Origin of the sequence: Acinetobacter sp. KS-LM10 (assembly GCF_036896575.1) — a bacterium.
In the GTDB taxonomy this organism is placed as follows: Bacteria; Pseudomonadota; Gammaproteobacteria; order Pseudomonadales; family Moraxellaceae; genus Acinetobacter; species Acinetobacter avistercoris.
Map to the genome: position 1 here is coordinate 211,142 of NZ_CP145906.1, position 24,844 is coordinate 235,985.

Below are 24,844 nucleotides of genomic sequence, written 5' to 3' on the forward strand. Positions count from 1 at the left end.
AAGTGTTTGAATAAGTGATGGAATTTATTGCCAATCAATGATCATTTTCGACTTATGAAAGAGATCTAATCAAGAGCATGTGCAAATAATAGTCACTAAAAAATCGATGCTGAAGCAATGTTGAATAAAGAAACTCCACTGCTGAATATCAGCATTTCATGCTAAGTTAATTACAAAATATATCGCAGACTCTGTGCACCTAAAACAATAATTTAGCCGTATCGCAGAGTATTTATCTGGAAAATAAGATGCAAGCTTTAATCGGTTTTTGGAAGGGCTTTCGTGCATTGCCATCCGCATGGTTACTCAGTTTACAAGGTTTTATTTTGGTGTTGTCTGTATTGTCACGAGACGATGCAACCTATCGAACCATCACGTGGATTTTAGGTGCTTTGATATTGCTGATCATCGCAAAGGTGATTCGTAAAACGCCCATGTTTAGCATCTTAGGACTGACTTTTGTCGGTGGCGCCTTGATCTTTTCATTTATGATTTTACTGGGTATGAATGATCCCAAAATACAAATTTTTGCCCATTGTTTTGAAGCAGCGGCATACTTCAGTGCAGCTTATGGACTATTGCGCTACATGTTTGCTGACCGCTATTTGACTAAAGATGAACTCTTTGCAGCCGGTGCTGTCTTTACATTAATTGCTTGGGGCTTTGCATTTTTATATAGCGTTTGTCAGCTCTTGGTGTCAGAGAGTTTTATTAAAACAGGTGTGATTGGACTACAGTCATGGTTGGATTTATTGTTTTTTAGTTTTAGTTTGCAATCTGCGACAGGCTTGTCCGATATTTTACCAGCGAGTCCTTTAGCACGCATGTTTGCCATCATTCAAATGTTTGTTGGTGTGATGTATTTAGCACTCATCGTTTCACGTTTAATCGCATTACAGTACATTGCCTATTTACCTAAACATGATCGAGATCGTGATTGAAAAATGTAGTTTTTAAGTTACATGAAGAGAACTGCTTTGTTTTTAATCGTAAATTATGATGAGCGCTCATTTTGAAGTTTGCTTTTTTGCGCACTTCTATTTAATCACTTCGGTGAATATGTTTTTGGGTCTTCGGACCATTACTCAAATTAAAAAATAACGGGGGATTTATGCCTTCCAAAAATACATCTTGGTATTCGAATGTGAATCCAAATGTTTTTTTAAGCACTGTTATCATCATCGTATTATTTTTAGCATTAGTGATTTCAGCACCCAATGCTTTTGACTTGCTGACCAAGCAATTGAATCAATGGATTACAGATTCATTTAGCTGGTTCTATGTCTTATCTGTTGCCGTCTTTCTCATTCTCCTGATCTATATCGCATTTACAGATATGGGTAAAATCAAACTCGGCCCCGATCATAGTCAACCTTCGTATAACAACGGCTCATGGTTCGCGATGTTATTTACCGCGGGTATGGGTATTGGCTTAATGTTCTTTGGTGTGGCCGAACCTGTTATGCATTATGTTTCGCCTCCTGTCGGGGAGGGTGAAACCATTCAAGCTGCACAGCAGGCGATGCGAGTAACCTTTTTCCATTGGGGCTTACATGCTTGGGCCATTTATAGCATCGTTGGTCTTTCATTGGCTTATTTTGCATATCGACATGATCTCCCGCTAAAAATTCGTTCTGCGCTTTATCCTTTAATCGGAAAGAGAATTTATGGACCTGCTGGAGATGCTGTCGATACTTTTGCGACGATTGGTACAGTATTTGGTGTAGCGACAACGCTCGGCTTTGGTGTTACCCAAATCAACTCTGGTTTAAATTATCTCATTGGAATTGAGCAGTCTTCTACCACACAGATTATCTTGATTATCATTGTGACCTCGATGGCCTCCTTGTCTGTTTTTCTAGGACTTGATAAAGGTGTTAAACGGCTGTCTGAACTGAATCTTATCCTTGCTTTGGTATTGCTAGTATTCGTATTTTTTACCAGTTCAAGTATTTATTTACTTCAAACCACTATCCAAAATGCAGGTCAATACGTCTCAAATTTATTCAGTATGACGTTTAACTTGTATGCCTACCAGTCCAATGGTTGGATTGGAGGATGGACGATTGTGTATTGGGCATGGTGGATCTCTTGGTCACCTTTTGTCGGGATGTTTATCGCACGAGTCTCTGAAGGGCGAACGATTCGTGAATTCATTGTAGGCGTATTATTGATTCCAACAGGTTTTACCTTAATTTGGATGGGTTTCATGGGGAATGCTGCACTTTATAGCATCCTCAATGAAGCCAATACAGGACTGGTTAGCGCCGTACAACTGGATTCGTCAGTTGCACTTTTTGAGTTTTTGAAGAGTTTACCTTTCTCTTCAGTGATGAGTGTGATCGCGACCTTATTGATTATGCTTTTTTTCGTTACATCAGCAGATTCAGGTGCATTGGTCACGGACTATCTGACAGCGAAGTCTGACAACTCTCCAGTTTGGCAACGTCTATTCTGGACATTCTTAATGGCTTTGCTGGCGATTGTATTATTGCTGGTGGGTGGTTTAGGAGCTTTGCAATCCGCCACGATGATGAGCGCATTACCCTTTACTTTTATTATGCTATTTATTTGTTGGGGATTAATTAAAGCTTTACGTTTGGATGTCACCAAAATGCAAGCCTTACAAGAAGCTCGAATTACGCCTCGTGCGATTCAAAACCCTCGAAGTTGGCAACAACGACTGGGTCTGATCATGCACTATCCTCATCTTAAAGCTGAGGTTAATCATTATATTGAACATGACGTAAGGGCAGCTTTTGAAAGTGTGAAGGCTGAATTTAAACGACGCCATTTGAGTGTTTCTATTGGAAACATTGAAGATGGACTTGAAGTTCGAGTGGATCATCAAGACGAAATGAATTTTGTTTATCAAGTGATTGCTCGTGAAACTTTGCCAGCCAGTTTTATGGCGGAGTCGACTCATGATCAGCATCTTTATTTCCAAGCGGAAGTGTTTTTAAAAGAGGGTGGCCAGGCCTATGATGTTATGGACTGGACCAAGGATGACTTAATTCAAGACATTATTGATCAGTATGAGCGACATTTACATTTCTTAAGTTTAGTTCGAACACCCAAATAAATCAGGCCAAAAAAAGGACGCATACGCGTCCTTTTTTAGATTCTATCTATCATTCTATTCTAAGTGATCTTAGAAACGGAATTTAGCGTTAACACCAACAGTTTGAGTGTCACGATCAGAACCTTCAGCATTAGCATTTACGTAGCTAGCACCAACTGCAACAGCAGGAGTGATGAAGTAGTTTACGTTAGCGCCCCAAGCATTGTCGTTAGTTACATCTGCACTTGTTTTTGCATATGAAACACCAACGTTAAGTGCTGGAGTTAAGTAAAGGTCAGTTTTAAAGTTGTAAGCTGTGTCACGACCATAAACAATACCACTTTCAAAAGCGATAGACATGTTCGTACCGTCAATTGCGCCTACATATTTAGTACGTGCAGTGATTGCATCTTTTTTGTCAGAAATCGTGTCAGCTTCCAATGCTGCTACAGCAACACCGTTAGATAAAATATTGAAAGCATCGTAAGAAGCTTGATCAGCAACGCTAGTATAACCAACAGCAACTAAGAAGTTTGGAACAATAACAGCACCAAGTTCTAACGCGTAACGATCGCCTTGATCATCAGTTTTTAGATCATTTTTGCTATCGTTGATCGTGTGGCTGTAAGACGCGCTTGCATACACAGGAACAATTGAAGTTGGAACATAAGCTTCAGCTTTAGCACCATAAGTATGAGAAACGATATCTAAACCAGCTTCGTCGTATTCGCCATAGTTATAAGCTAATGAAACATTAGATGCTTGGTTAACAAAAGCAGCTTCAGCTAAAGGGCCTTTAGTCGCATCAACATTCTTGAAGTAGTAAGTACCTTGTACAGCACCTGTAAAGTTTTGCTCATTTACAGTGTTGTCGATGAACTCAGACTGACCTTGAACTTCAAATTGATAAGCTTGAGCACCAGTCATGGCTAATAACAAAGAAGTCGCTAAACTGAGTTTTTTCATAATCTTTACCAAATGTTGGGAGGAAGTAAGCAAAATGCATTGTATTGTAACAAATTATTAAGTCAATGCTGTTTTGTGTAACAAAAATGTGTGAAAGATAAACAAAATCTAAAGTCGAAACAGTCGAAAAAGCATTGAGATTTTAAAATCACTAATTTACCTAATAATTACAATTACATAGAGCTAATTTTTGTCAATTTTTTAATCAAAATTGAAACATAATTGCTTTATTTTTATTGAAATTTTTAATTAATCTATTTTTTTTATTGATAGAAACTTTAATTATTTTAATCGACTTTAAACATTTTAATTCTTTGATAAAGCAATCATTACTCGAATTGAAACTTGTTATTCACGAGATAAAATTACAATAAATAGATCATTTTTGAAAAATTAAGCCATATAGTCGAGTTAAATGGATCATTAACTTTATCTTCGATTATGACGCAATTGTTGAGTAAAAATACTGTGAATAATTATTAAATGTCTAGGCTCAATTTTCTCAAATCATACTCGATGGAATGAGTCATTCAACCACAGTATTCTGTAGAGAAAGTGATTAACGTAAGTGGAAATAGATGCACCAATAAAGTGCATTAAATTTGAAAATATATAATTTAAGAATAAAAAAAACCTGAAATTCAAAGAATTTCAGGTTTTTTAAGCCAAAACTTGAGGAAAGCTTGAAGTTCTGCTGAGGAATACTTCTTCGCTGCCCTAATGCGGGGCATTATGCACTAAGATGTTGCACCTGTAAATATTTTTTATTCGATGATTTCAAAATAAATAAAAATGACTTGAACGCAGTTTTAATGTTAGAAATAAAGAGATTGATACGAGGTAAAAATGATTCTTCAATTAAAAATAGTGACTGCGATCTTAATGATCACGTTGATGACAGGATGCAGCCGTCAAAGCACATTTACGAATCATGTTCAGTCTATAACTCAATTTTCAGGTTCAGACAAATCACAAAGGCTACTCCAAAGCGAAATTGAGCAATTATTTAATCAAGCTCAAGTCGAAGGAGTATTCGTAACGTTTGACGGTCAACAATATCAATCTTATGGAAATCATCTAGATCGAGCTGATCACGCCTACGTTCCCGCATCTACGTTTAAAATACTGAATGCGCTCATCGGATTGCAGTATCAAAAAACGACGCCATCAGAAATATTTAAATGGGATGGACAGAAACGCAGTTTCAAAAGCTGGGAAAAAAACTTCACTTTGGGGGAGGCAATGCAAGCTTCAGTTGTTCCTGTCTATCAAGAATTGGCTCGTCGTATTGGACTGGACTTGATGCAACAAGAAGTACGTCGCCATGAATACGGTAATACTTTGATTGGAAATCAAGTAGATCAGTTTTGGCTGACTGGTCCGTTGAAAATTAGTCCAACTCAACACGTTAAATTTGTTTATAATTTAGCCAATGAAAAACTTGATTTTGATTCTTTGGTTCAACGACAAGTGAAAGAAATGTTATTTGTAGAAAACCGTGCTAAAGCGAAGTTATATGCTAAAAGTGGATGGGCTTCAGATGTAACACCACAAGTCGGTTGGTATACAGGTTGGGTTGATCAAGGGGATGGTCATATTGTAGCGTTTGCACTGAATTTAAAAATGCATAATGATGCGGACATAACACAGCGCAAACAACTCAGTTTAGATGTCTTAGATAAATTGGATGTTTTTCACTATTTAAGATAGTGATAATTTAATTTAGTCATAAATTAAGATAGCAATAATTTAATTTAGTCGGAAGATAATAAAATGCTCAATTTAAGTTATAGATAAGACAAAAAAAACCCAACCAAAAGGGGAAAGGTTGGGTAGAAAAGGGATGTTTTTAAGTGTGGGAGAAACATCCGAGGAAAATTTAAAAATCTGGTGTGACTAGACGAAAACATTATTTTGAATGTTTAAATCTACTTAATAAGACTATTATGGAGCAGTATTTGTCGCTTGTGAAATAGCTAAAATTTATGCCGACAATCTGTTTTTTCGATGATTTATTACTGTTTGATTTAATATTATGATTTTAATAATGTTATTTTGATAATTAACTCATTTTTTTTGGGGTCTAATGCGATAATACGCAAAGATTTATAGGATTCATCTTTCACGCTAAGTGGCTTGAATACATTGCTTATCATTTATTGTATTCAGCTCATTACCTTAAAATAAAATTGAAAGAGGAATACAATGTTGAGATTACATACAGAGCAAACTGGAAAGCGCCTTTTCGCGTCCATGCTCATTATTGTTTTTTCATTACTTTGTATCACTATTCCTTTGCTGGTGAGTCATTATCATCATTATCAAAAAGCCAATTTTGCTCTAATCGAAATGAAAGGTTTGGGCGCAGTTGCAGATCTTGCAAATCTTATCTCAAGAGAACGTGGACCTACAAATCTGGCGATGTCGAGTTCGAAGAATGAATTACAAAAGAATGTGGCTGCTTTAAAAGAACATCGTAAAAGAGTAGATCAACATATTGATATCACTTTTAAAGCATTAAATGAGGCAGGTTTTAATGCTTTGGCACAAAATTTTAAAGGTGAAATTAAAGCTCAGTTAGCACTTGCAAGGAATGACGTAGATCGTTATCTCGAAACGCCTTGTAGTCAGCTAGATGTAAAGCAATTTGATCTGGCTATTTTTAAAATGTTTCAGGCTTGGGACACTAGCTATGATTTATTAAAAAATGTAGTGATGCAGTCTCTCAATAAAGAGAGTGCTTTGGCTGATTATTATACCTTGGTATTGATTTTAGTTGAGATGAGAGATCAAGCAGGGCGAGTTGCATCTAATGTCATGGCGCATGTCACTTTCGGATTACCTTTGCCCAGTGAAAATATTGCACGTTCTCAAGATGCGCAAAGACAAGTGCTGTACTTATGGGGATTGGTTAATACCATTCAGCCTCAACAAGATAAATCAGAAGATTTCAATTATTTAAATCAAAAGGTGAAAACTGAATTTATTGATACGGGTATTCCCATTGTCATGCGCTTGATTAACGAAAGCGAGCAAAAAAAACCGTATTACTTAAAAGGTACAGAGTTAACCACTGAAATTTCGGAAAAACTGACGACGGTGATCAAGTTTCAAAAATATCTGCTCGATCGCAGTATTCTTGCAGCCACGATTGAAAAAAATAATTCGAGAAAATCATTGATCGTCAATTCGTTGATCGCTTTAATTTCACTGTTTGCTGCACTATTTACCCTGATTTATGCACAAAGAAAAGTGTTTGCGCCACTCATACAAGCACGAGATATGATTGTGGAGTTGTCGTATGCCCATACCAACTCAGGTCATGGCTTAGTACAGCAAGAGCATCGACGTGTTTCTTCTTTGAGTGATGCATTAGATAAGTTGCAACTGATGTTAAAGCAACGTGATGCATTTGAATTTGAACTGAAAAGTATCGCCAATACAGATCAATTAACGGGAGTTTTTAATCGACTGGCTCTAGATGATTATCTGAAAAAAACAAAAAATTCTGAGCTGGATTTTAACGACATTTGTTTAATTATCGTGGACATCGATAATTTTAAGCATGTGAATGATCAGCATGGACATATTTTTGGTGATGAAGTGATTGTTTCAGTTGCGAAGTGTTTAAAAGCCAATGTCAGTGATTCAGATTTAATTATTCGTTTTGGTGGTGATGAATTTTTGGTGATATTGCATAAGACTGATTTGGAAAACTCAATGCAAAGTGCTGAAAATATTCGTCAAGCTGTAGCTGAGTTGAATATAAATGTGCCTAACTCAGATCAAAACATTACGGTGTCTGTGAGTATTGGTGTTGCGGTTGGGGCAGAAAGTTGGATTGATTTATTGAATCAGGCAGACAAGTCTTTATTTAAAGCAAAAGCACGTGGTAAAAATGCAGTAGAGAGATAACTTGGTTTTGTTGATGATTTACGTTATAAAATGATTAAGTCTTTAATAAACCAATAGAAATGAATCAAGATAAAGTAAAAAGATTTGAAGATATTTTTCGCAAAAACAATAATCAAGGTATCGCAATTGCCATTACAGGTTCTTGGGGAGTAGGGAAGACCTTTTTTTGGAATAAATTTTTAGATTCACAATTATCTGAAGAATGTATTTATACAAATAGAAAAGTTTTTAATCGTAAATATGCCTACGTTTCCCTTTTCGGGGTTGAATCTTTAAGTGATTTAAAAACACAAATTTATAGCAATATAGAAAGCTATCACTCTACGATTGAAGTACCTAAATGGTTAAAAAGCTTATCCTCAATTTTTAAAGATGCTCGTGTGACTCAATTAGGTATAAATGCACCATTAAAATTGATAGATAATTTACTATTTAATCAAGTCAAAGATGCCATTATTTGCTTTGATGATTTTGAGCGTATGTCTAATAAGCTCGATATTAAAGATGTCATGGGGTTGGCAAATCAATTGAAATTAGAAAAGAATTGTCAGGTCATTTTAATTTTAGATGAAGACAAAGCAGAGGGTGAAAATAAGAAAAAATATGCTGAATATAAAGAGAAATTGATTGATGAAACTATCATTATTAATTCAGTTGAGCCTCTGATTCGTGAAAATGCGAAAGATATAGATAAAGAACTCATTGATTTAATCGTGAAATTTTCAGATGTTTTAAATATTCATAATTTTAGATTTTTCCAAAAAGTAATAAATCTTTATAAGAGTTTTAGAGCAGAATTACCCGAAATAGTTGCCTATTCAACAAAAGAAATCATTTTGATTCGAATTCTACAAGGGTATTTTATTAGTGATTTTGGTGAGAAATTTGAATTTGGATGGGATGATATAAAAAATATTGGATTCGAGGAAAATAGAGAGAACTGGTCAAAAAATAAAATACGAACTTTTTCTCTGATCGAAGAATATTTACCATTTTATTTTTTAAAAATAGATCAATGGATGATTGAATTTAAATCACAATTTAATCAGTTAAGAAATTTTGACCATAATTTAATTAATAAGTTAATAGTTTCTGATCTAATATCGGAAAGGCATAATAAGGCTAGTCAAGAAGTTTCAACTTTAATAAATAGCTATCATGCTTTTAATATTGATTCAACATCAAGGTTTGTAAATAGGTTGTTTTTAGCAATTAAGGCTGTCTATAAATATGAATCATTTGAAAATATTGAATTTTATTGCTCGATTCTTGAAGAGTTTCAAGCTGAAGAATTAGTATACAAGATCAATGATTTATTGATGAAACATATTGACAATGAATTGAAATCAAATAGAGAACAATTTCTTAAAAATCATTTTTGGCAAAAAAATGAAGAAAATAAATTGAGACAGTATATAAAAAATATAATTACGACTACTCCAAGTGATGATAAATATGCATTAAGTAAAGTGGTTAAGCACTATTTAAAAGAAGGTCAAATACAATATGGAACAGAAGAAATATTGTCATTAGTTACGAAAGATAGCTTAAGAGATTTCATTCTAGAAATTTATTTGCAAAATTTTAGCAATATATCAATAAGGAGAGTTATCAGTATTATTATATATCTTTATACTTCTAAGTGTTTTAACAGATTAGAGGAAATCAAAGTATGGATAAGAGAAATACTAGAAGAGAAAGGAAGTAGGCACAAGTACCCTGAAAAATATATGCAATATATCTTAGATGAAAAATAATTAAGGGCTCTTTCGAGCCCTTAATTATTTATTTCAACATCGCTTTCAAAAACTTACCTGTATGCGAAACTTTAGACTTCGCAACTTCTTCAGGCGTACCTTCGGCAATAATCATACCGCCACCCGCACCACCTTCAGGGCCTAAATCAATCACCCAGTCAGCCGTTTTAATCACATCCAAGTTATGCTCAATCACCACAATGGTATTACCTTTATTACGTAGCTCATGCAGAATGTCCAAAAGCTTAGCGATATCGTGGAAATGTAGACCCGTAGTGGGCTCATCCAACACATAAATGGTTTTGCCTGTATCACGTTTTGCAAGCTCACGCGCCAATTTCACACGTTGTGCTTCACCACCTGATAGGGTTGTCGCAGATTGACCCAAACGGATATAACCCAAACCAACCTGATGTAATGTTTCTAAACGACGGTGAATAACAGGAATCGCATCGAAGAAATGCATCGCATCTTCAACTGTCATACCTAAAACGTCAGAGATATTCTTACCTTTATAACCGACTTCTAAAGTCTCACGGTTATAACGGTCGCCATGACAGTTATCACAAGGCACATACATATCCGGTAAGAAATGCATGGCAACTTTAATCATACCGTCGCCTTCACAAGCCTCACAACGACCACCTTTGACGTTAAACGAGAAACGACCCGCAGCATAGCCACGCGCTTTGGCCTCAGGGGTCTGCGCAAATAATTCGCGAATAGGGGTGAACAAACCAGTATACGTCGCAGGATTAGAACGAGGTGTACGCCCAATCGGGCTTTGGTCAATATCGACCACTTTATCTAAGAACTGTAAACCATCAATCGAAGCGAACTTCTCAGCAGTTAATGTGGTTGCACCATTCAGTTGAGTCGCTGCAAGTGGCAATAATGTACGGTTAATTAAGGTCGATTTACCTGAACCCGATACTCCCGTAACACACGTCATGATACCTAGTGGAATGGTTAAATCGACATTTTTTAAGTTATGTCCAGCAGCACCCATTAACTTGATTTTTTCTTCAGGTTTCGGTGGTTGAATACGGACTTTTGGAATGGCAATTTTTAACTTGCCTGAAAGATATTGACCCGTCAGTGAGTCTGGATTGGCCAAAATCTCTTCATACGTTCCTTCAGCAATAATATGACCACCATGCACACCTGCACCTGGACCAATATCAATAATATGGTCAGCTGCGCGAATGGCATCTTCATCATGCTCAACCACTAAAACGGTATTGCCTAAGTCACGTAAGCGAACTAAGGTTTCAAGCAAGCGGTCGTTGTCACGTTGATGCAAACCAATCGAAGGTTCATCGAGCACGTACATCACGCCCATTAAACCTGCACCAATTTGCGAAGCCAGACGAATACGCTGCGCTTCACCACCCGATAAAGTTTCTGCAGAACGAGACAGACTTAAATAATTCAAACCCACAGAGACTAAGAAATGTAGGCGTTCACGAATCTCTTTAAAGATTTTATCGCCAATTTCACCTTTAGCTCCTTCGAGTTGAAGGTCTTGATAGTACTGTTCAGCATCACCAATCGACATTTTGGTAATTTGAGCAATGGTCTTGTCTAAAATTTTAACGTTACGTGAAATCTCATTCAGACGAGAGCCATCGCAGACATCACATGCAGCATTGGAAAGATATTGCGCTAAATCTTCACGGACATAATTCGATTCCGTTTCACGGTAGCGACGTTCTAAATGCGGCAGTATTCCTTCAAAGGCCTGAATACGCTTATGCGAACGACCACGCTCATCGATATAACTTAAATCAACTTTTTCTTTGCCAGTGCCATACAGAAATTTCTTTTTGGTCTCTGCATCAAGTTCATTCCATGGCGTTTCTAAAGAGAAACCAAAATGACCCGCTACTTTCTGAATCATGGTGTAGTAATAAGGACGTTGTCTGTCCCAACCACGAATCGCACCTTGACTGATGGAAACTTCTGGGCTTGGAATCAGTTTATCTGCACTGAAATGGCTACGCGTACCCAAACCATCACAGGTTGGACAAGCACCAAAAGGGTTGTTGAATGAGAATAAACGAGGTTCTAACTCTGCAACAGCACGATCGCATTCAGGGCATGAATGTTTCGCGGAAAATACACGCTCAGGATGTTCATTATTCATCCACGCTAAAACCGCAATATCACTGCCTAAGCGTAAAGCCGTTTCAAATGATTCTGCGATACGGTTACCCAAGTCATCACGCACCTTAAAGCGGTCAACGATCACTTCAATGGTATGTTTTTTCTTTTTATCCAGTTCAGGCGGTGTATCAATATCTATAATTTCACCATCTACCCGAGCGCGGACAAAACCTTGGCTTTGTAATTGCTCGAATAGGTTGGTGTATTCACCTTTACGTTCACGCACCACAGGTGCCAGCAACATCAGTGCTGTGCCTTCTTCTAAATTTTTAACGGCGTCGACCATTTCAGTTACAGTCTGTGCCACCATCGGTAAATCATGTTCAGGACAGTAAGGCGTACCCACGCGTGCATACAAAAGACGGAGATAATCGTAAATTTCGGTAATTGTTCCTACCGTTGAACGTGGATTATGGCTGGTCGACTTTTGTTCAATGGCAATCGCAGGGCTTAAACCCTCAATCGAATCGACTTCTGGTTTTTCCATTTGTGATAAGAACTGGCGCGCATAAGCAGACAGTGATTCCACATAACGGCGTTGACCTTCGGCATATAAGGTATCAAAAGCTAAGGAAGATTTACCTGAGCCTGAGAGTCCCGTAATCACCACGAACTTATCGCGTGGTATATCAAGGTTCACATTTTTTAAGTTATGGGTTCGTGCGCCTCGAATACGGATATGACTTTGGCTCATAAAACATCTCGGTGTTAAGCAAATTGAAGGTTATATATGATAGCGATTTAAAATTGTTCAAGTGGTATAAAAACAAAATAAAACGTCAAATTATGACGGACCAATACAAACTATATCTATTTGAGATGTTTATGTGTAACGAAGCTGCTTTTATTTAGCGCATTTGAGTTAATTTATTCATCAAGATAAGCGCATTTATTCACTAGATTTGTTTCAAAAGTCATTATTCATACTGCACATTCATCATGAGTATTCCCTCATCCTAACCTTCTCCCAAAGGACGAAGTGATTTTTACAGATCAATTTATTGCCATTTAATGATTATTTTTCAACTTATAAAAGAGATCTATTCGTCATTTTTTCTCGAGCAAAATCACAATCCGAATTTCTCGATCCTCATTTTCTACTAGGAGGGGAAGGATTGTTTAGATATCAATTTATTAATGCTTTATTGCAGTTCAAGGTTCTTTTTGATTCTTAAATTCTTAGATGAAGTGCGACAGAGATCGAATGTACTCATGAATTTTATTTTAATGATTGATCACAAGAGTACATTACTGAAACAGCAGGCCTTAATATTTAATCATCAAAGATTGATCAATTGTTCATATTTAGCAGGCATATAAGAAGCTACGTTCAAAGATAGAATCTACGTGTTCAAAGGCAAGCTTACGATCAATATCATGATGTTTTCGTGCATAGAAATTCACTTCTTTTTCGAGCACTTGTAAGAAGTCATTATAGTTTTTCTCAAAGTTAGGCACATTGAAAAAATCAATATTTTTTGAGGTAAGGCACGGATATTTCGCTATAAAATCCAACATCAGTTTTTGGATATGGTCATTGGTAAAATAAAGCAAATAGGTTGCTGCAGAACCACAATGCGAACAGCCTTTTTCTAAATAAATTTCTTCATTGTTGAGCCAACAGCATTGCAAAGTGAAATAAGCACGGATGGCTTCAGTACCCAAAGTATGTTGTTGCATTAGAACCTCACAATTGAATGATAAAATCTAGTTCTTAGATTTAGTTATTAGATAATGATAATCGTTATCATTAATGATGCGTGATTTTTATTGTTCTGTCTATCGCTAAATTGATTTTAAAATACAGATTTTATGTTTCATTTGTAAGAAAATTCGTCCTGATCAATTGAATTGAATTATCAGTAGAAATCAGGACGATTAGATGTGTAACTGTGTAGATCTTTAAATGCGTAGACCTATAGTAGAAAAAATTAAATTAGTTGAAAAAAATTAAATTTTTTAAGGTGACGTTTTTTTAAAGGATAAAGTCAGCTTAAAGCATGACGCTATAGAACTTAGAAGAGCCATTGTTTTTGGTGATAAGCACTGTCCCAAAATAAGTATTCGAGTTCTGCACCTTTGGTATAGGCCTCATGCATTTTTTTGACTGTTTCAGCATCGCTTTGTGCCGCAACATGATCAATGATGGCAATGACTTTACGCACTTCTTCATTGAAATGTTCACCTGAATACGTATCAATCCAAGCTTGATAAGGATTGTCTTTGACAGCATGACGAACAATGTCTTTGCCTACTTCTGCATAGATCCAATAACACGGTAACAGCGAAGCAAGAACCACAGGATAGCTTTCAGCCCAAGCCGTTGCGGTTAAAAAAGAGGTGTAATGATGACAAGCTGGTGTCATCGGGGTATTTTCAAAATCTTCACGACTGATACCAAATTCTTGCATAAAGCCATCATGTAGACTGCGCTCTACAATAATCGCTTCGCGAGCGCCTTGGGTAAATTGAATCACCGCATCTGCATCAAACGCTTTTGCGCCACAGACGGCAAGCGCACGTCCATAGGCCAAGAGATAATGCGCGTCTTGAATGACATAATGACAAAACACATCTTTATCGAGCTTACCCAATGCCAATTCTTGATTAAATGGCAAAGCCAAAGTTTTTTGATAAAGCGCTTCATTGCGTTGCCATACGTCTTTTGAAAAACTCATATTTCCATCCATTTTTGAGTGTTGTGATTGGTCTTAGAATGTTCAGGCCACTATAGCAAGCGTGTAACAAAGCGCAAGCAGCTAAAAACAGCAGTTCACGCTGTATAAAACACTCCTGGTTTGAGTTCAGGCTTTCTTCAAAAATCATACTAAGTATTTTGGATTAATTCTTAAAAACAGTCATAATTGGCGCATTCAAATTTGAACTATCCGCTTAAGCAGGATGGAACACTCAAGGGTAGAAATTGCACAAAGCAAAAAGTACAGACTGATTCCTGTTGAGATCACACAATAATAGTTATTTTTGTTTTGTATAAATTTCACCATTTTATTTTAAATGATTTAAGGTCGAATTCTCATGTGGAAACATTTTGGTTTCTCAATCATCTTTACGATCGTGTGTCTTGGGCTGTCTGCGTACTGGGGTTATTCTCACGGACCAGAAGCCGGCTTAAAGACCATGTTTACGGTACTGACGATTACTGCCATTCTTGCTGTAATGGAAATCTCATTGTCTTTTGACAACGCTGTGGTCAATGCATCGGTGCTACGTCATTGGGATCATTTCTGGAAAATGTTGTTCTTAACAGTTGGGATCGTGATTGCCGTATTTGGTATGCGCCTGATTTTCCCGATTGTGATTGTCGCTGTGACAGCAGACATGGGCTTTGTTGAAGTGATTCAACTGGCACTGAACGATCCAAAAGAATATTCAGCACGTTTACTGGCACATCACCCTGAAATTGCAGCCTTTGGTGGTGCATTCTTATTGATGGTGTTCTTAAACTTCTTCTTAGATGACGGTAAAGATACGCATTGGTTCAAGTTTATCGAACGCCGTTTAGCCAATTTGGCAAGCGTACCTGCAATGTCTGTATTTATTGCTTTGGTGGCGCTATTGATTATGGCGGCTAACGTTGATGAAGCAAAACGTTTGGTTGTAGTGATGGCAGGTATTTGGGGGGTCGTGATTTATATCGGTGTTCAAGTGCTCAGTCATTTACTCGGTGGCGAACCTGAAATTGATGAGCATGGAAATGCCGTCACTCATGATAGCAATGGCGTTCCAACAGGTGTCGTGAAAGCGGGTATCGGTGGTTTCTTGTATCTCGAAGTGCTAGATGCATCGTTTAGTTTCGATGGCGTGATTGGTGCATTCGCGATTACTTCGGATGTGGTTGTGATCATGCTCGGTCTTGCGATTGGTGCGATTTTCGTGCGTTCGATTACCATTTACTTGGTGGAAAAGGGCACATTAGATGCGTATATCTATCTTGAACATGGTGCGCATTATGCGATTGGTGCGCTTGCATTCATCATGATTGCGAGTGGTACGGGCTTACATGTCCCTGAAGTTGTGACTGGCTTAATTGGTGTGGCTTTCATTGTTTGGGCAATTATTGCTTCTATACAATATAAGAAACGACAGTCTGCTTAACGTTTGATTGATAAAATACATTGAAAGCGCAACTTCGGTTGCGCTTTTTTATTTTTAGATCGTGATGATCTTTATTTCAAATAAAATAGATGCCGAGAAGAGCGTCAAATGGCCTATAATCTTGATCCAAGATTAATAAGTTTTTAGCCATTTATGATGAATGCTTTAGAGCGTCGTTCAACTTTTGCATTAAGCAGTATTTTTGCCTTACGCATGTTGGGTTTATTCATGATCATCCCCGTTTTTGCGGTCGTGGGACAATCATATGAATATGCCACGCCTGCACTCATTGGGTTAGCTGTAGGTGTATATGGTTTAAGTCAGGCTTTATTACAAATCCCATTTAGTTTATTAGCAGATCGCTTTAATCGTAAACCATTGATTATTTTTGGCTTACTATTATTTGCCTTGGGTGGTGCGATTGCCGCCATGTCTGAAACGATTTATGGGGTGATTATAGGACGTGCGATTGCTGGTGCAGGCGCTGTCTCTGCTGTGGTCATGGCACTCCTTGCTGATGTAACCCGTGAAGAAGAACGAACCAAAGCGATGGCCATTATGGGCATGAGTATTGGTGTCTCTTTCATGGTGGCATTTAGTTTAGGACCGTGGTTGACCACTTTAGTGGGAATCTCTGGACTCTTTTGGGTAACCACCCTGATGGGACTTCTGGCGATTTTGATGGTGTTCATGGTCCCTAAGACCACACGTCATCATAAAAACTATAAGCAAGGTTATTTAAATCAGCTTAAACAAGTCTTGAAAATGGGTGACTTAAACCGCTTGCATGTGTCTGTGTTCGCGCTACATTTATTGCTCACTGCAATGTTTGTTTATGTGCCATCACAATTGATCGACTTTGCTCAAATTCCTTTATCTCGTCACGGAATTGTGTATTTACCGCTGTTGGTGATTAGTCTATTTTTTGCTTTTCCAAGCATTATCTTGGCTGAAAAATATCGCAAAATGCGGGGCATTTTTTTAGCAGCGATTGGCGGAATCATTGCGGGTTTATTGGTCCTAATTTTTGGTTATGAGTCGAAATATATTTTACTTCTCGGACTTGGACTATTTTTCATCGCGTTTAATGTGATGGAAGCATTATTGCCATCGTGGTTGTCCAAATCTGCACCGATTCAATCTAAAGCGACTGCCATGGGTGTGAATGCAACGGGGCAATTCTTAGGTGCATTCTGTGGCGGTATCTTGGGTGGCCAGTTATTGATGCTCAACAATACCTCATTGGGTTGGGGAATTTTGTTGGTCATTTCATTGGTGTGGTTAGTGCTCAGTTTTGGACTCAAGCAACCGCGTTATTTATCCTCTTTGATTTGGCGTTTGCCTGAGGGTAAAGAAACGGATGAATGGACTTCTCAGTTATTGGCAATTCATGGTATTGAAGAAGTTGTGGTCATGCCCGATCAGCAAGTTGCATTCGTTAAAGTGGATAAGCAGAAAATAGATGATACTGCGCGACAACATTTAACGCACTTGTTGGGTAAAGAGGTAGCCATTTAATCATAACTCTTATAAAGTAAAACATAGAATCGAATAGGAAGATAACAGCAAATGCGCGGCGTAAATAAAGTAATCTTAGTTGGTACTTTGGGTAAAGACCCTGAAACAAAAACTTTTCAAAATGGCGGCTCATTGACTCAGTTTTCAATCGCAACCAGCGAATCGTGGACTGATAAAAGTTCAGGTGAACGTAAAGAGCAAACAGAGTGGCACCGTATTGTTTTGCATAACCGTTTAGGTGAAATTGCACAGCAATACCTTCGTAAAGGCTCTAAAGTTTATATCGAAGGTTCATTACGTACTCGTCAGTGGACAGACCAAAGTGGTCAAGAGCGTTACACCACAGAAATTCGTGGTGAGCAAATGCAAATGCTTGATTCAAACAATCGTCAGCAAAATGAAGGTGCTGGAGATAGCGGTTATAATCAACCTCGTTTTAACAACAATGCCAATGCAAATCCAGCGGGCGGTTATGCGGGTCAACAGGGCGGTGGTTATAACAATGCACCTGCTGCTGCGCCACAAGGTAATTATGGCAACAATGTGAATCAAGGTTTCCAGTCACCTAAACCACAACAGCAACCTGCGAAGCCAATGGCAAGCGCACCTGCTGATTTAGATGACGACTTACCGTTCTGACACCTACTAGAGATCATATTTTGTAAAGTTTATAAAATTATTCTTTATTAGCAGTTAGTTACAAAAGAAATTTACAGATACTAGAAATGGTTCTGTAAATTTTTTTACTTATGATTTATGATATTTAATACTTAGATATTTTGTTAAATAAAGCCATGATGTTTGTTAAAAGATTTGTAATGAGTGGTGGTGAGAGATTCGCTGTTCTTTTGAATAGTGATGGTGTTCCTATGACTTATCCAAATTTATATACGATCATTCATTTAAGAAATCGTGGTCAATCAATCAATACTATTACAGCTATTCTAGAAGATATTAAGTTGCTGTTTCAGTTATTGGATAAGTTAGGAATTGATTTGGAACAAAGGATTAAAAATAAAGATTTTTTAAAATTAGATGAAATCGAAGCTTTAGTAAATTTAACCAGTTTCAATCGTAGCCGATTAAGCGGGACAGCTTCAAAAAAAAAGATCATAAGTTTTCCAAAAAGTAATAACAAAGAGCGAGCTAGAGCAAAATTGGTTGTTACTCAGGACTATGTATCCAAACAATTGATATATCGGCGGTTAACTAATTTTGCCGAATATATTGGGTGGTTTGAGACGCATCTTCATTCATCTGCAATAACAAGTACAAAGCAGTTTTTAAAATCTCGTAGACCTCGTAAGTCCATGGATATTCAGGCTGAATACAAATCTTTTGATACTGATCAACTAAATAAAATTTTAAAGGCAGTTGATCCTGATAATCAGAACCGTATTTGGACTTCAGATTACATTAATTATAGAAATGAGCTGATTACCTATTTGTTTTTATATCTTGGGTGTCGTAAAGGTGAATTATTAAATTTAAAAATTACAGATATAAAACCCTCTCAAGGTGGTACGTCGTATCTTACTATTAAGCGTAATCCTCATGATGGAAGTGATTCTAGGCTATATCAACCGTTGGTTAAAACCAGAAGTCGATCAATTGCACTCAACCAGAATCTAAAGAAAAAATTGGATACTTATATTCTAAATCATAGATCGACAGTGCCTAATGCAGAGTTAACAGACTTTTTGATCTTATCAAATAAGGGGCAGCCGCTTTCAATTAATGCACTAGACAAAATTTTTTCAGAAATTTCTGAAGTCGTTTTATTCAATGTGCATGCACATGCATTTAGGCATACATGGAATGATAAATATACAGATAAAGTTCAGACTTTAATTAAATCTGGAAAAATAACAGAAGACCAGGCTGAGAGAGATCGTGCGTATCTGATGGGGTGGATACCTAACTCACAAAGTGCAAGAAGATATTCAAGACGTGCAGAGAATAAGCGTGCCGTAGAGGTTGGATTAGCTATCCAAGAAAAATTTGAGAATGAAAATGAATAAATCAACTAGAAACGATAGTTTAAATAAATGGCAAAATACGTTTACCTCATTCAAAGGTTATGAGTTTAATATCGATGATCAGAAATGGGTATTAGATATCAATAAAACTATAGATATCTCTCGGATACGAAATTATGAGTTTTCTGTCCAATCAGATGTGATCATGACTTTAGTTCATTTTGCTAAGTATAGTTCAAGTTCACATACAGCAAACATGTGCGAATATATTGGTAAATATTTTGATATTACAGAAGAGAATCATTTTTCAATTAAAGGTCTTTTAAACTATAAGAATTTTTATTCGGCAAAAAAAGATGAATACAAAGTAGCTATGCTACGAGTCTTTTTGAAGAAACTATATGATTTGGGTTATTCCTCAGTAGATGATGAAGTTTACGATCTAATGGACTCATGGAGATTGAGTGGCAATGAAAAAGGAGCAGCAGTCCTTTCCCTTGATCCAGATGAAGGTCCATTTAGCCCATTCGAATTTCAAACAATTATCACTAGAACCAATGAATATTTAGCAGAAAATAAGATTTCCTATTATGAGGCTGCTCTAATTCGTGTTTTTTGTGCGACTGGTAGACGACCAATTCAAATTGCTGGGTTAAAAGTAAAAGACTTATACGAGACCGATAAGTATAAGTTTAAGGATGAAAAAAAAGTTCATGTACTCAATATTCCAAAAGCTAAAATAAGAGGTGCTAGTGGATTTCGTTATGCTTTTCGTGAAGTAGGAATTCGTGAAAGTATCGTACAAATATTGTTTGAGCATACTCGAATTTTAAAGCAGAAATTAAGTAAAGAAATAAAACGAGAGCTATCTGAACAAGAGTTTGCAGAGCTACCGCTATTTTATGATTTTGAGAAATTGGTTAATTTGGATTGGGAAAATCGGCATGAAATTTCAGAAATTTTGCCAAAAGAAATTATTCATTTGCCTACGGTTCAATTAACTCAAAAGTTAAAAGATGCGGTAAGAAAGCTTGGTGTTCGTTCAAGGGAAACAGGTGATCCAATATTTGTTAATGCTTATAGATTTCGCTATACGCTTGGAACAAATGCAGCTAGGCAGAAAGCGGGTGTGAACGTCATCGCAAAATTATTGGATCATCATGATACCCAAAATGCACATTGCTATGTACAAAGTGTGCCAGAAATTGCACAGCAAATATCATCTATCATGGATGAGAGTTTACGCAAATACGCAGATGCTTTTCAGGGGAAAGTTGTAAGAGATGAGATTGAAGCCCAATCACAAATTAAAGATGCGAATAGGATTTCTTCTGTAGAACAAGATTGTGACGTTGGTTCATGTGGTACAAATCAATACTGCAATGATTATGCACCAATCGCATGTTATCTGTGTAGCAAGTTTATGCCTTGGGCAAAAGCACCTCATCATTTGGTTCTAGAGCAATTAATTAAAGAGCGAGATGATCTAATTAATATGGGTTGTAGCCTTGAAGTCGCTGCTGTGAATGACCGTACAATTATTGCCGTTCAGCAAGTTATTGATGCTTGTAAGGAGTTCAATCATGGATAATTTAATATATTTTCCATCTGACAATATCCAATCTCCTTGCTCTGAAATTAAGCGGTTTATTGATTTTGTTAAGCAGTTATCAGAATTGAATGAAGATATTAGATTTGATGAGAATTATTGGAAAGGTGAAGTAAACTTTGTCAAAATGGGTATTTCATCCAAAGATAGATTACCCGAAAATCTTTTACATCATTCAATTCTAGAATTTGCAAAGGCGTATGTTAAGTATCAAAGAATTAATAGCAAGTTAAAAACTCAAGACACAATTCTTTCAATTCGGGCAATAGAGCAAATATTCTTAGACCGAAATAGTGAAGTTGATTTAACTAAATTGGTTATTGCTGATTTTGACTTGGCTGCTGAAAATGCTAAGAAAAATTACAAAGCAAGCTCTGCTTATCATGTAGGAAGACAATTAAAAGTTCTTTTGGATTTTCTACGCCAAATAAAGGTATTAGCTTTGCCAGAGTGGAAAAATCCACTTAAAAAACCTGCTGATAAATCGATTGTGCTAGATGAGGAGTCAGAGGAACATAGAGAGTCTAAACTTCCTGATGAGGATGCGATTTTTGCATTAGCTGATATTTTCTCGCGGAAAGATTCAGAACTGTCAGATAGAGATATTTTTGTCACCAGTGCTGTGGGTTTGCTTCTAGCTGCGCCAGAACGAGCATCAGAGCTATTTTTCTTAAAGCAGAATGGTATCCACCAGGAAGAAGCCCAAACGCTTTCTAAGAGTAGTTTAGGGCTTACAGTAGATGGTTCTAATAGTGAAACTGTATTTGGTATTAGATGGTATGCGCAGAAAAATTTTGGGTACGATATTAAATATATTCCAGGTGTCATGATCCCAACTGTTCAATTAGCAATTAAACGATTAAAAAAAATTTCTGAAAAAGCAAGACTATTTGCATCTCTGTTAGAAAATAGTGATAAGTTTCCTCGACATGAATTATGTCCAGAAGTCTCTGATGAGCAACTGTTAACAAAAAAACAAGTATTGCAAGCGCTAGGTTTTGATGAGTCAAATTATTCGGATACAACAACAGCTAGAACTTCAGGCAATCAATTCTTGGCAGTAAGAGGTTTAGAAAGAAAGAATAATATATATAGTTTGAATGATTTGAATGAATTGATAAGAAGTCGCTTACCTGAAGGCTTCCCATATGTACCGTTTCAAGTGGGTGCTGGCATAGAAATAAAATGGTCTGAAGCGCTTTTCTGTTGCTTTGCAAATCAATTTCATACCCAAAAGCCAACAGTAACTACTGAGCTATGGATGCCACATATTGATACTTTAAATGAAGACTTATCTCCCACCAAAAAGAAGAAAAAAGGAAGTGATGGGTTAGCAAATGTTCAATCTATTTTCCAACGATGGGGATATGGTGACTACAGTGTGTCTACCCATCAATTTAGGCATCTTCTCAATACAATAGCAAATACCAATGGAATGGATAGCATGTTACTCGCTAAATGGTCAGGGCGAGCTGATTTGAAGCAAAATCGAACATATGACCATACTTCGGTTGAAGATCGTAATTTTGGTTTAATTGAGATGCAGAAAAATGAGGTAAGTACGGTAAATACTGATAGTGCATTTACATTCCAAATAGCTACACCTCGAACTCTACAAGAGTTAAATACCAAAACAACATTGTCCATGCACACTACCGAGTTTGGACTTTGTACACATTCTTATATTGATGAACCCTGCCTAAAATATAGAAACTGTCTTAATTGTACAGAGCATGTCTGTATTAAGGGGGATGAAGAAAAGAAAAAACGACTTCAAGATCGACTTAGAAAAGAAAAAATCTTATGGGCAAAGGATAAGGAGGCTGTTAGTAAAAATGTTACTGGTGCAGCGGTTTGGTTGGGTACTAGAGAGCTTACTATTAAACGTTGTGAACAGTTGATAGCCCTACTTGATGATCCAAACATTCTTGATGGAACGCCTTTAAGTTTGCCGCCTTCGGAACATGTGACACATCTTGATTTAGCGTATCAAAAAGCAGGTCGTAAACGTATCCCCATTATTGAGAATACTCAACGTAAAAAGCTTGAAGAGCAGTCAGGTTTACATGATTCTTTATCATTGGATTTATGGAGCTAATATGGCACAGCATCTAACAGATCAGAATGTACAAGATATTGTTGAAATTCTTGATTATTGGTCGCCAAATGAAAAGTTAACGTGGGAGAAGTTATGCAAAGCAATTGAAGTACAACTAGAGATTGTGCCTGCACCAACTCGCCAAACCCTACAAAAATTTGCAAAAATTAAGAACGCTTATGATCTAGGAAAAAAATCTCCAGCAGCATTAGAAATTTTAAAAGCAAAACAGCAAAAACTCCCTGCTAGTCTGAAAATAGCTCAAACTAAAATTGAAGCTTTGGAAGCTAAGAATGCCAGATTGGAAAAAGAAAATGCTATGTTGTTGGAACAGTTTGTGGTGTGGCAATACAATGCCCATAAGTATGGGCTAAGCATTGCTAAATTGAATGAGCCAATGAGCAAAAAAAGTTCGGATTGATTTAAAAAAGTAAATTATTACATGGCTTATAAGCCGTATCTGAATAAAATCTTACAGAAAATCGATAAATACCATCAACGGCCTATTTTTTATTTTTTTGCTTCTTCAAACACACCTATGGGGTTCAAAAGCATGTGTTTGATCGGTTGGCCAGTTAACTGAGCAATATCCAAAAGATCACAAACCATTTGTTGTCCTAGCTGTTCACGCCGAGCAGCTTCAATTATTTCCTGCATGTTTTTCAATTCTTCAAAATTCAGAACAGTAACTTTTGGTGTATTGTTCGTACAAACAAAAATAGGTTTGTGACTATTTTTGATACATGGAATAATTTTTCGCCAAGATTTGTGAATATCGCTCACAGAATACTCTCTATTAATAATCAAAGCTAATTTATATGATAGAAGCCTAACATGCTTCTATCATATTTTTAACTGCAACCAACTCGCACTTTAGCAAACAAATTTCCTTATTCTTCATCTTAATCAAGTTATGGATTATTTCAGAAAGTGATGGAAATCGTTTCAGATAACGCTGATAGATGGATAGTTCATTACTGATTTCTTTAATTTCAGCTAGGACTCTATCATTTTCGAGTGCTAAGCTCATTTTAATATCGATATTGGATTCATCAATACTAATTAAATTTAATATTTCTACTCGTTCATAATTTGAAGAATATTTATAAGTACATGTTCTGCTATCAATTAATATTAAGCCTATCGAGGCTAGTTCTCTGGTTATTTGATAAATTTTTGCATAATATTTTTTAGCCCTAAACTCAGGATAATGATTAATGAAAAGGGTTCTTAAGTCTTTAAACTCATAGCCTGTGAATGTTCTATTTGATAAAAAATCGAACAAACAGTTTTTAAGCTGATGATTTGTAGACATATTGACATACCACATGGAGAATTAATCAAGAAAATATCCTATTTTGGGATATTTTTGGTAATGGTACAACATCTTGGGCTATGAGCTCAATACATGATCCTAGATACAAAAACTTGATTAAAGAATTAATTCAGATACGTGAGTCCAAAGATATAACTCAGGTAGAACTTGCTACATCTTTAAAAAAACCACAATCGTACATAGCCAAAGTCGAAAATTTAGATAGAAGATTAGATATTTTAGAATTACATGATTGGTTGTTTGTATTAGATATCTCAATTATTGAATTTTTTAAAAAAAGTTTTAAAGAATAGTGGTAATAGATTTTGTTCAAAATCTGACGT

At 36.5% G+C, this 24,844-nt stretch carries 19 protein-coding genes; 13 read left to right on the plus strand and 6 right to left on the minus strand.

The genetic code is table 11. From position 1 onward, the window contains the following. Positions 1-248: 248 nt before the first annotated feature. Together V5M36_RS00945 and V5M36_RS00950 are read left to right on the plus strand one after the other, a co-directional pair. A complete protein-coding gene (locus V5M36_RS00945; protein ID WP_338561083.1) occupies positions 249-941 on the plus strand; it encodes an ion channel in 693 nt (230 codons plus the stop codon). A gap of 170 nt (positions 942-1,111) precedes the next feature. Further along, positions 1,112-3,082 carry a BCCT family transporter gene (locus V5M36_RS00950; protein ID WP_338561085.1) on the plus strand — a complete coding sequence of 657 codons (1,971 nt, stop codon included), beginning with the start codon at positions 1,112-1,114 and terminating at the stop codon, positions 3,080-3,082. Between the two features lie 69 nt (positions 3,083-3,151). On the opposite strand, the gene omp33-36 is transcribed toward V5M36_RS00950, so the two are convergent. Next, positions 3,152-4,027, minus strand: a complete 876-nt coding sequence (gene omp33-36, locus V5M36_RS00955; protein ID WP_338561087.1) for a porin Omp33-36 — start codon at positions 4,025-4,027, stop codon at positions 3,152-3,154. A gap of 846 nt (positions 4,028-4,873) precedes the next feature. Here omp33-36 and blaOXA point away from each other — a divergent pair. The 3 genes from blaOXA to V5M36_RS00970 all read left to right on the plus strand — a co-directional run bounded on the left by blaOXA (position 4,874) and on the right by V5M36_RS00970 (position 9,699). Further along, a complete protein-coding gene (gene blaOXA, locus V5M36_RS00960) occupies positions 4,874-5,737 on the plus strand; it encodes a class D beta-lactamase (RefSeq protein WP_445206297.1) in 864 nt (287 codons plus the stop codon). A gap of 495 nt (positions 5,738-6,232) precedes the next feature. Then, positions 6,233-7,942, plus strand: a complete 1,710-nt coding sequence (locus V5M36_RS00965) for a GGDEF domain-containing protein (RefSeq protein ID WP_338561089.1) — start codon at positions 6,233-6,235, stop codon at positions 7,940-7,942. Positions 7,943-8,001: 59 nt separating this feature from the next. Beyond that, entirely contained in the window at positions 8,002-9,699 is a 1,698-nt protein-coding gene (locus V5M36_RS00970) for a hypothetical protein (RefSeq protein ID WP_338561091.1), read from the plus strand. Between the two features lie 28 nt (positions 9,700-9,727). Here the strand turns inward: V5M36_RS00970 and uvrA are convergent, their stop codons facing one another. The 3 genes from uvrA to tenA all read right to left on the minus strand — a co-directional run bounded on the left by uvrA (position 9,728) and on the right by tenA (position 14,543). Beyond that, on the minus strand, positions 9,728-12,559 hold the full coding sequence (gene uvrA / locus V5M36_RS00975) for an excinuclease ABC subunit UvrA (RefSeq protein ID WP_338561093.1): 2,832 nt from the start codon (positions 12,557-12,559) through the stop codon (positions 9,728-9,730). 611 nt (positions 12,560-13,170) lie between these two features. Then, positions 13,171-13,545, minus strand: coding sequence for a hypothetical protein (locus V5M36_RS00980; RefSeq protein ID WP_338561096.1), 375 nt, complete (start codon positions 13,543-13,545; stop codon positions 13,171-13,173). 335 nt (positions 13,546-13,880) lie between these two features. After that, entirely contained in the window at positions 13,881-14,543 is a 663-nt protein-coding gene (gene tenA, locus V5M36_RS00985) for a thiaminase II (protein WP_338561098.1), read from the minus strand. Between the two features lie 358 nt (positions 14,544-14,901). Here tenA and V5M36_RS00990 point away from each other — a divergent pair, with 358 nt between their 5' ends. The 7 genes from V5M36_RS00990 to V5M36_RS01020 all read left to right on the plus strand — a co-directional run bounded on the left by V5M36_RS00990 (position 14,902) and on the right by V5M36_RS01020 (position 23,606). Continuing rightward, complete coding sequence (locus V5M36_RS00990; RefSeq protein WP_338561100.1) at positions 14,902-15,981, plus strand: DUF475 domain-containing protein; 1,080 nt, start codon at positions 14,902-14,904, stop codon at positions 15,979-15,981. Positions 15,982-16,134: 153 nt separating this feature from the next. After that, complete coding sequence (locus V5M36_RS00995) at positions 16,135-17,499, plus strand: MFS transporter (RefSeq protein WP_338561103.1); 1,365 nt, start codon at positions 16,135-16,137, stop codon at positions 17,497-17,499. Between the two features lie 51 nt (positions 17,500-17,550). Then, the gene (gene ssb, locus V5M36_RS01000) at positions 17,551-18,138 is read left to right on the plus strand and encodes a single-stranded DNA-binding protein (protein ID WP_338561105.1); all 588 of its coding nucleotides are present in this window, start codon (positions 17,551-17,553) and stop codon (positions 18,136-18,138) included. Between the two features lie 155 nt (positions 18,139-18,293). Then, a complete protein-coding gene (locus V5M36_RS01005) occupies positions 18,294-19,520 on the plus strand; it encodes a site-specific integrase (RefSeq protein ID WP_338561106.1) in 1,227 nt (408 codons plus the stop codon). Beyond that, positions 19,513-21,069, plus strand: a complete 1,557-nt coding sequence (locus tag V5M36_RS01010; RefSeq protein WP_338561109.1) for a site-specific integrase — start codon at positions 19,513-19,515, stop codon at positions 21,067-21,069. Before V5M36_RS01005 ends, V5M36_RS01010 begins: the two co-directional genes overlap by 8 nt. Next, positions 21,062-23,185: an integrase gene (locus V5M36_RS01015; protein ID WP_338561112.1), complete on the plus strand. Its 2,124-nt coding sequence runs from the start codon at positions 21,062-21,064 to the stop codon at positions 23,183-23,185. The genes V5M36_RS01010 and V5M36_RS01015 overlap by 8 nt, the downstream gene beginning before the upstream one ends. A gap of 1 nt (position 23,186) precedes the next feature. Continuing rightward, complete coding sequence (locus tag V5M36_RS01020; RefSeq protein ID WP_104988039.1) at positions 23,187-23,606, plus strand: hypothetical protein; 420 nt, start codon at positions 23,187-23,189, stop codon at positions 23,604-23,606. A gap of 89 nt (positions 23,607-23,695) precedes the next feature. On the opposite strand, the gene V5M36_RS01025 is transcribed toward V5M36_RS01020, so the two are convergent. Both V5M36_RS01025 and V5M36_RS01030 read right to left on the minus strand, forming a co-directional pair. After that, the gene (locus tag V5M36_RS01025) at positions 23,696-23,968 is read right to left on the minus strand and encodes a type II toxin-antitoxin system Phd/YefM family antitoxin (protein ID WP_338561117.1); all 273 of its coding nucleotides are present in this window, start codon (positions 23,966-23,968) and stop codon (positions 23,696-23,698) included. 46 nt (positions 23,969-24,014) lie between these two features. Then, the gene (locus V5M36_RS01030; RefSeq protein ID WP_338561120.1) at positions 24,015-24,500 is read right to left on the minus strand and encodes a hypothetical protein; all 486 of its coding nucleotides are present in this window, start codon (positions 24,498-24,500) and stop codon (positions 24,015-24,017) included. Positions 24,501-24,580: 80 nt separating this feature from the next. On the opposite strand from V5M36_RS01030, the gene V5M36_RS01035 reads away from it, so the two are divergent. After that, entirely contained in the window at positions 24,581-24,814 is a 234-nt protein-coding gene (locus tag V5M36_RS01035) for a helix-turn-helix domain-containing protein (RefSeq protein WP_338561122.1), read from the plus strand. Positions 24,815-24,844 lie beyond the last annotated feature (30 nt).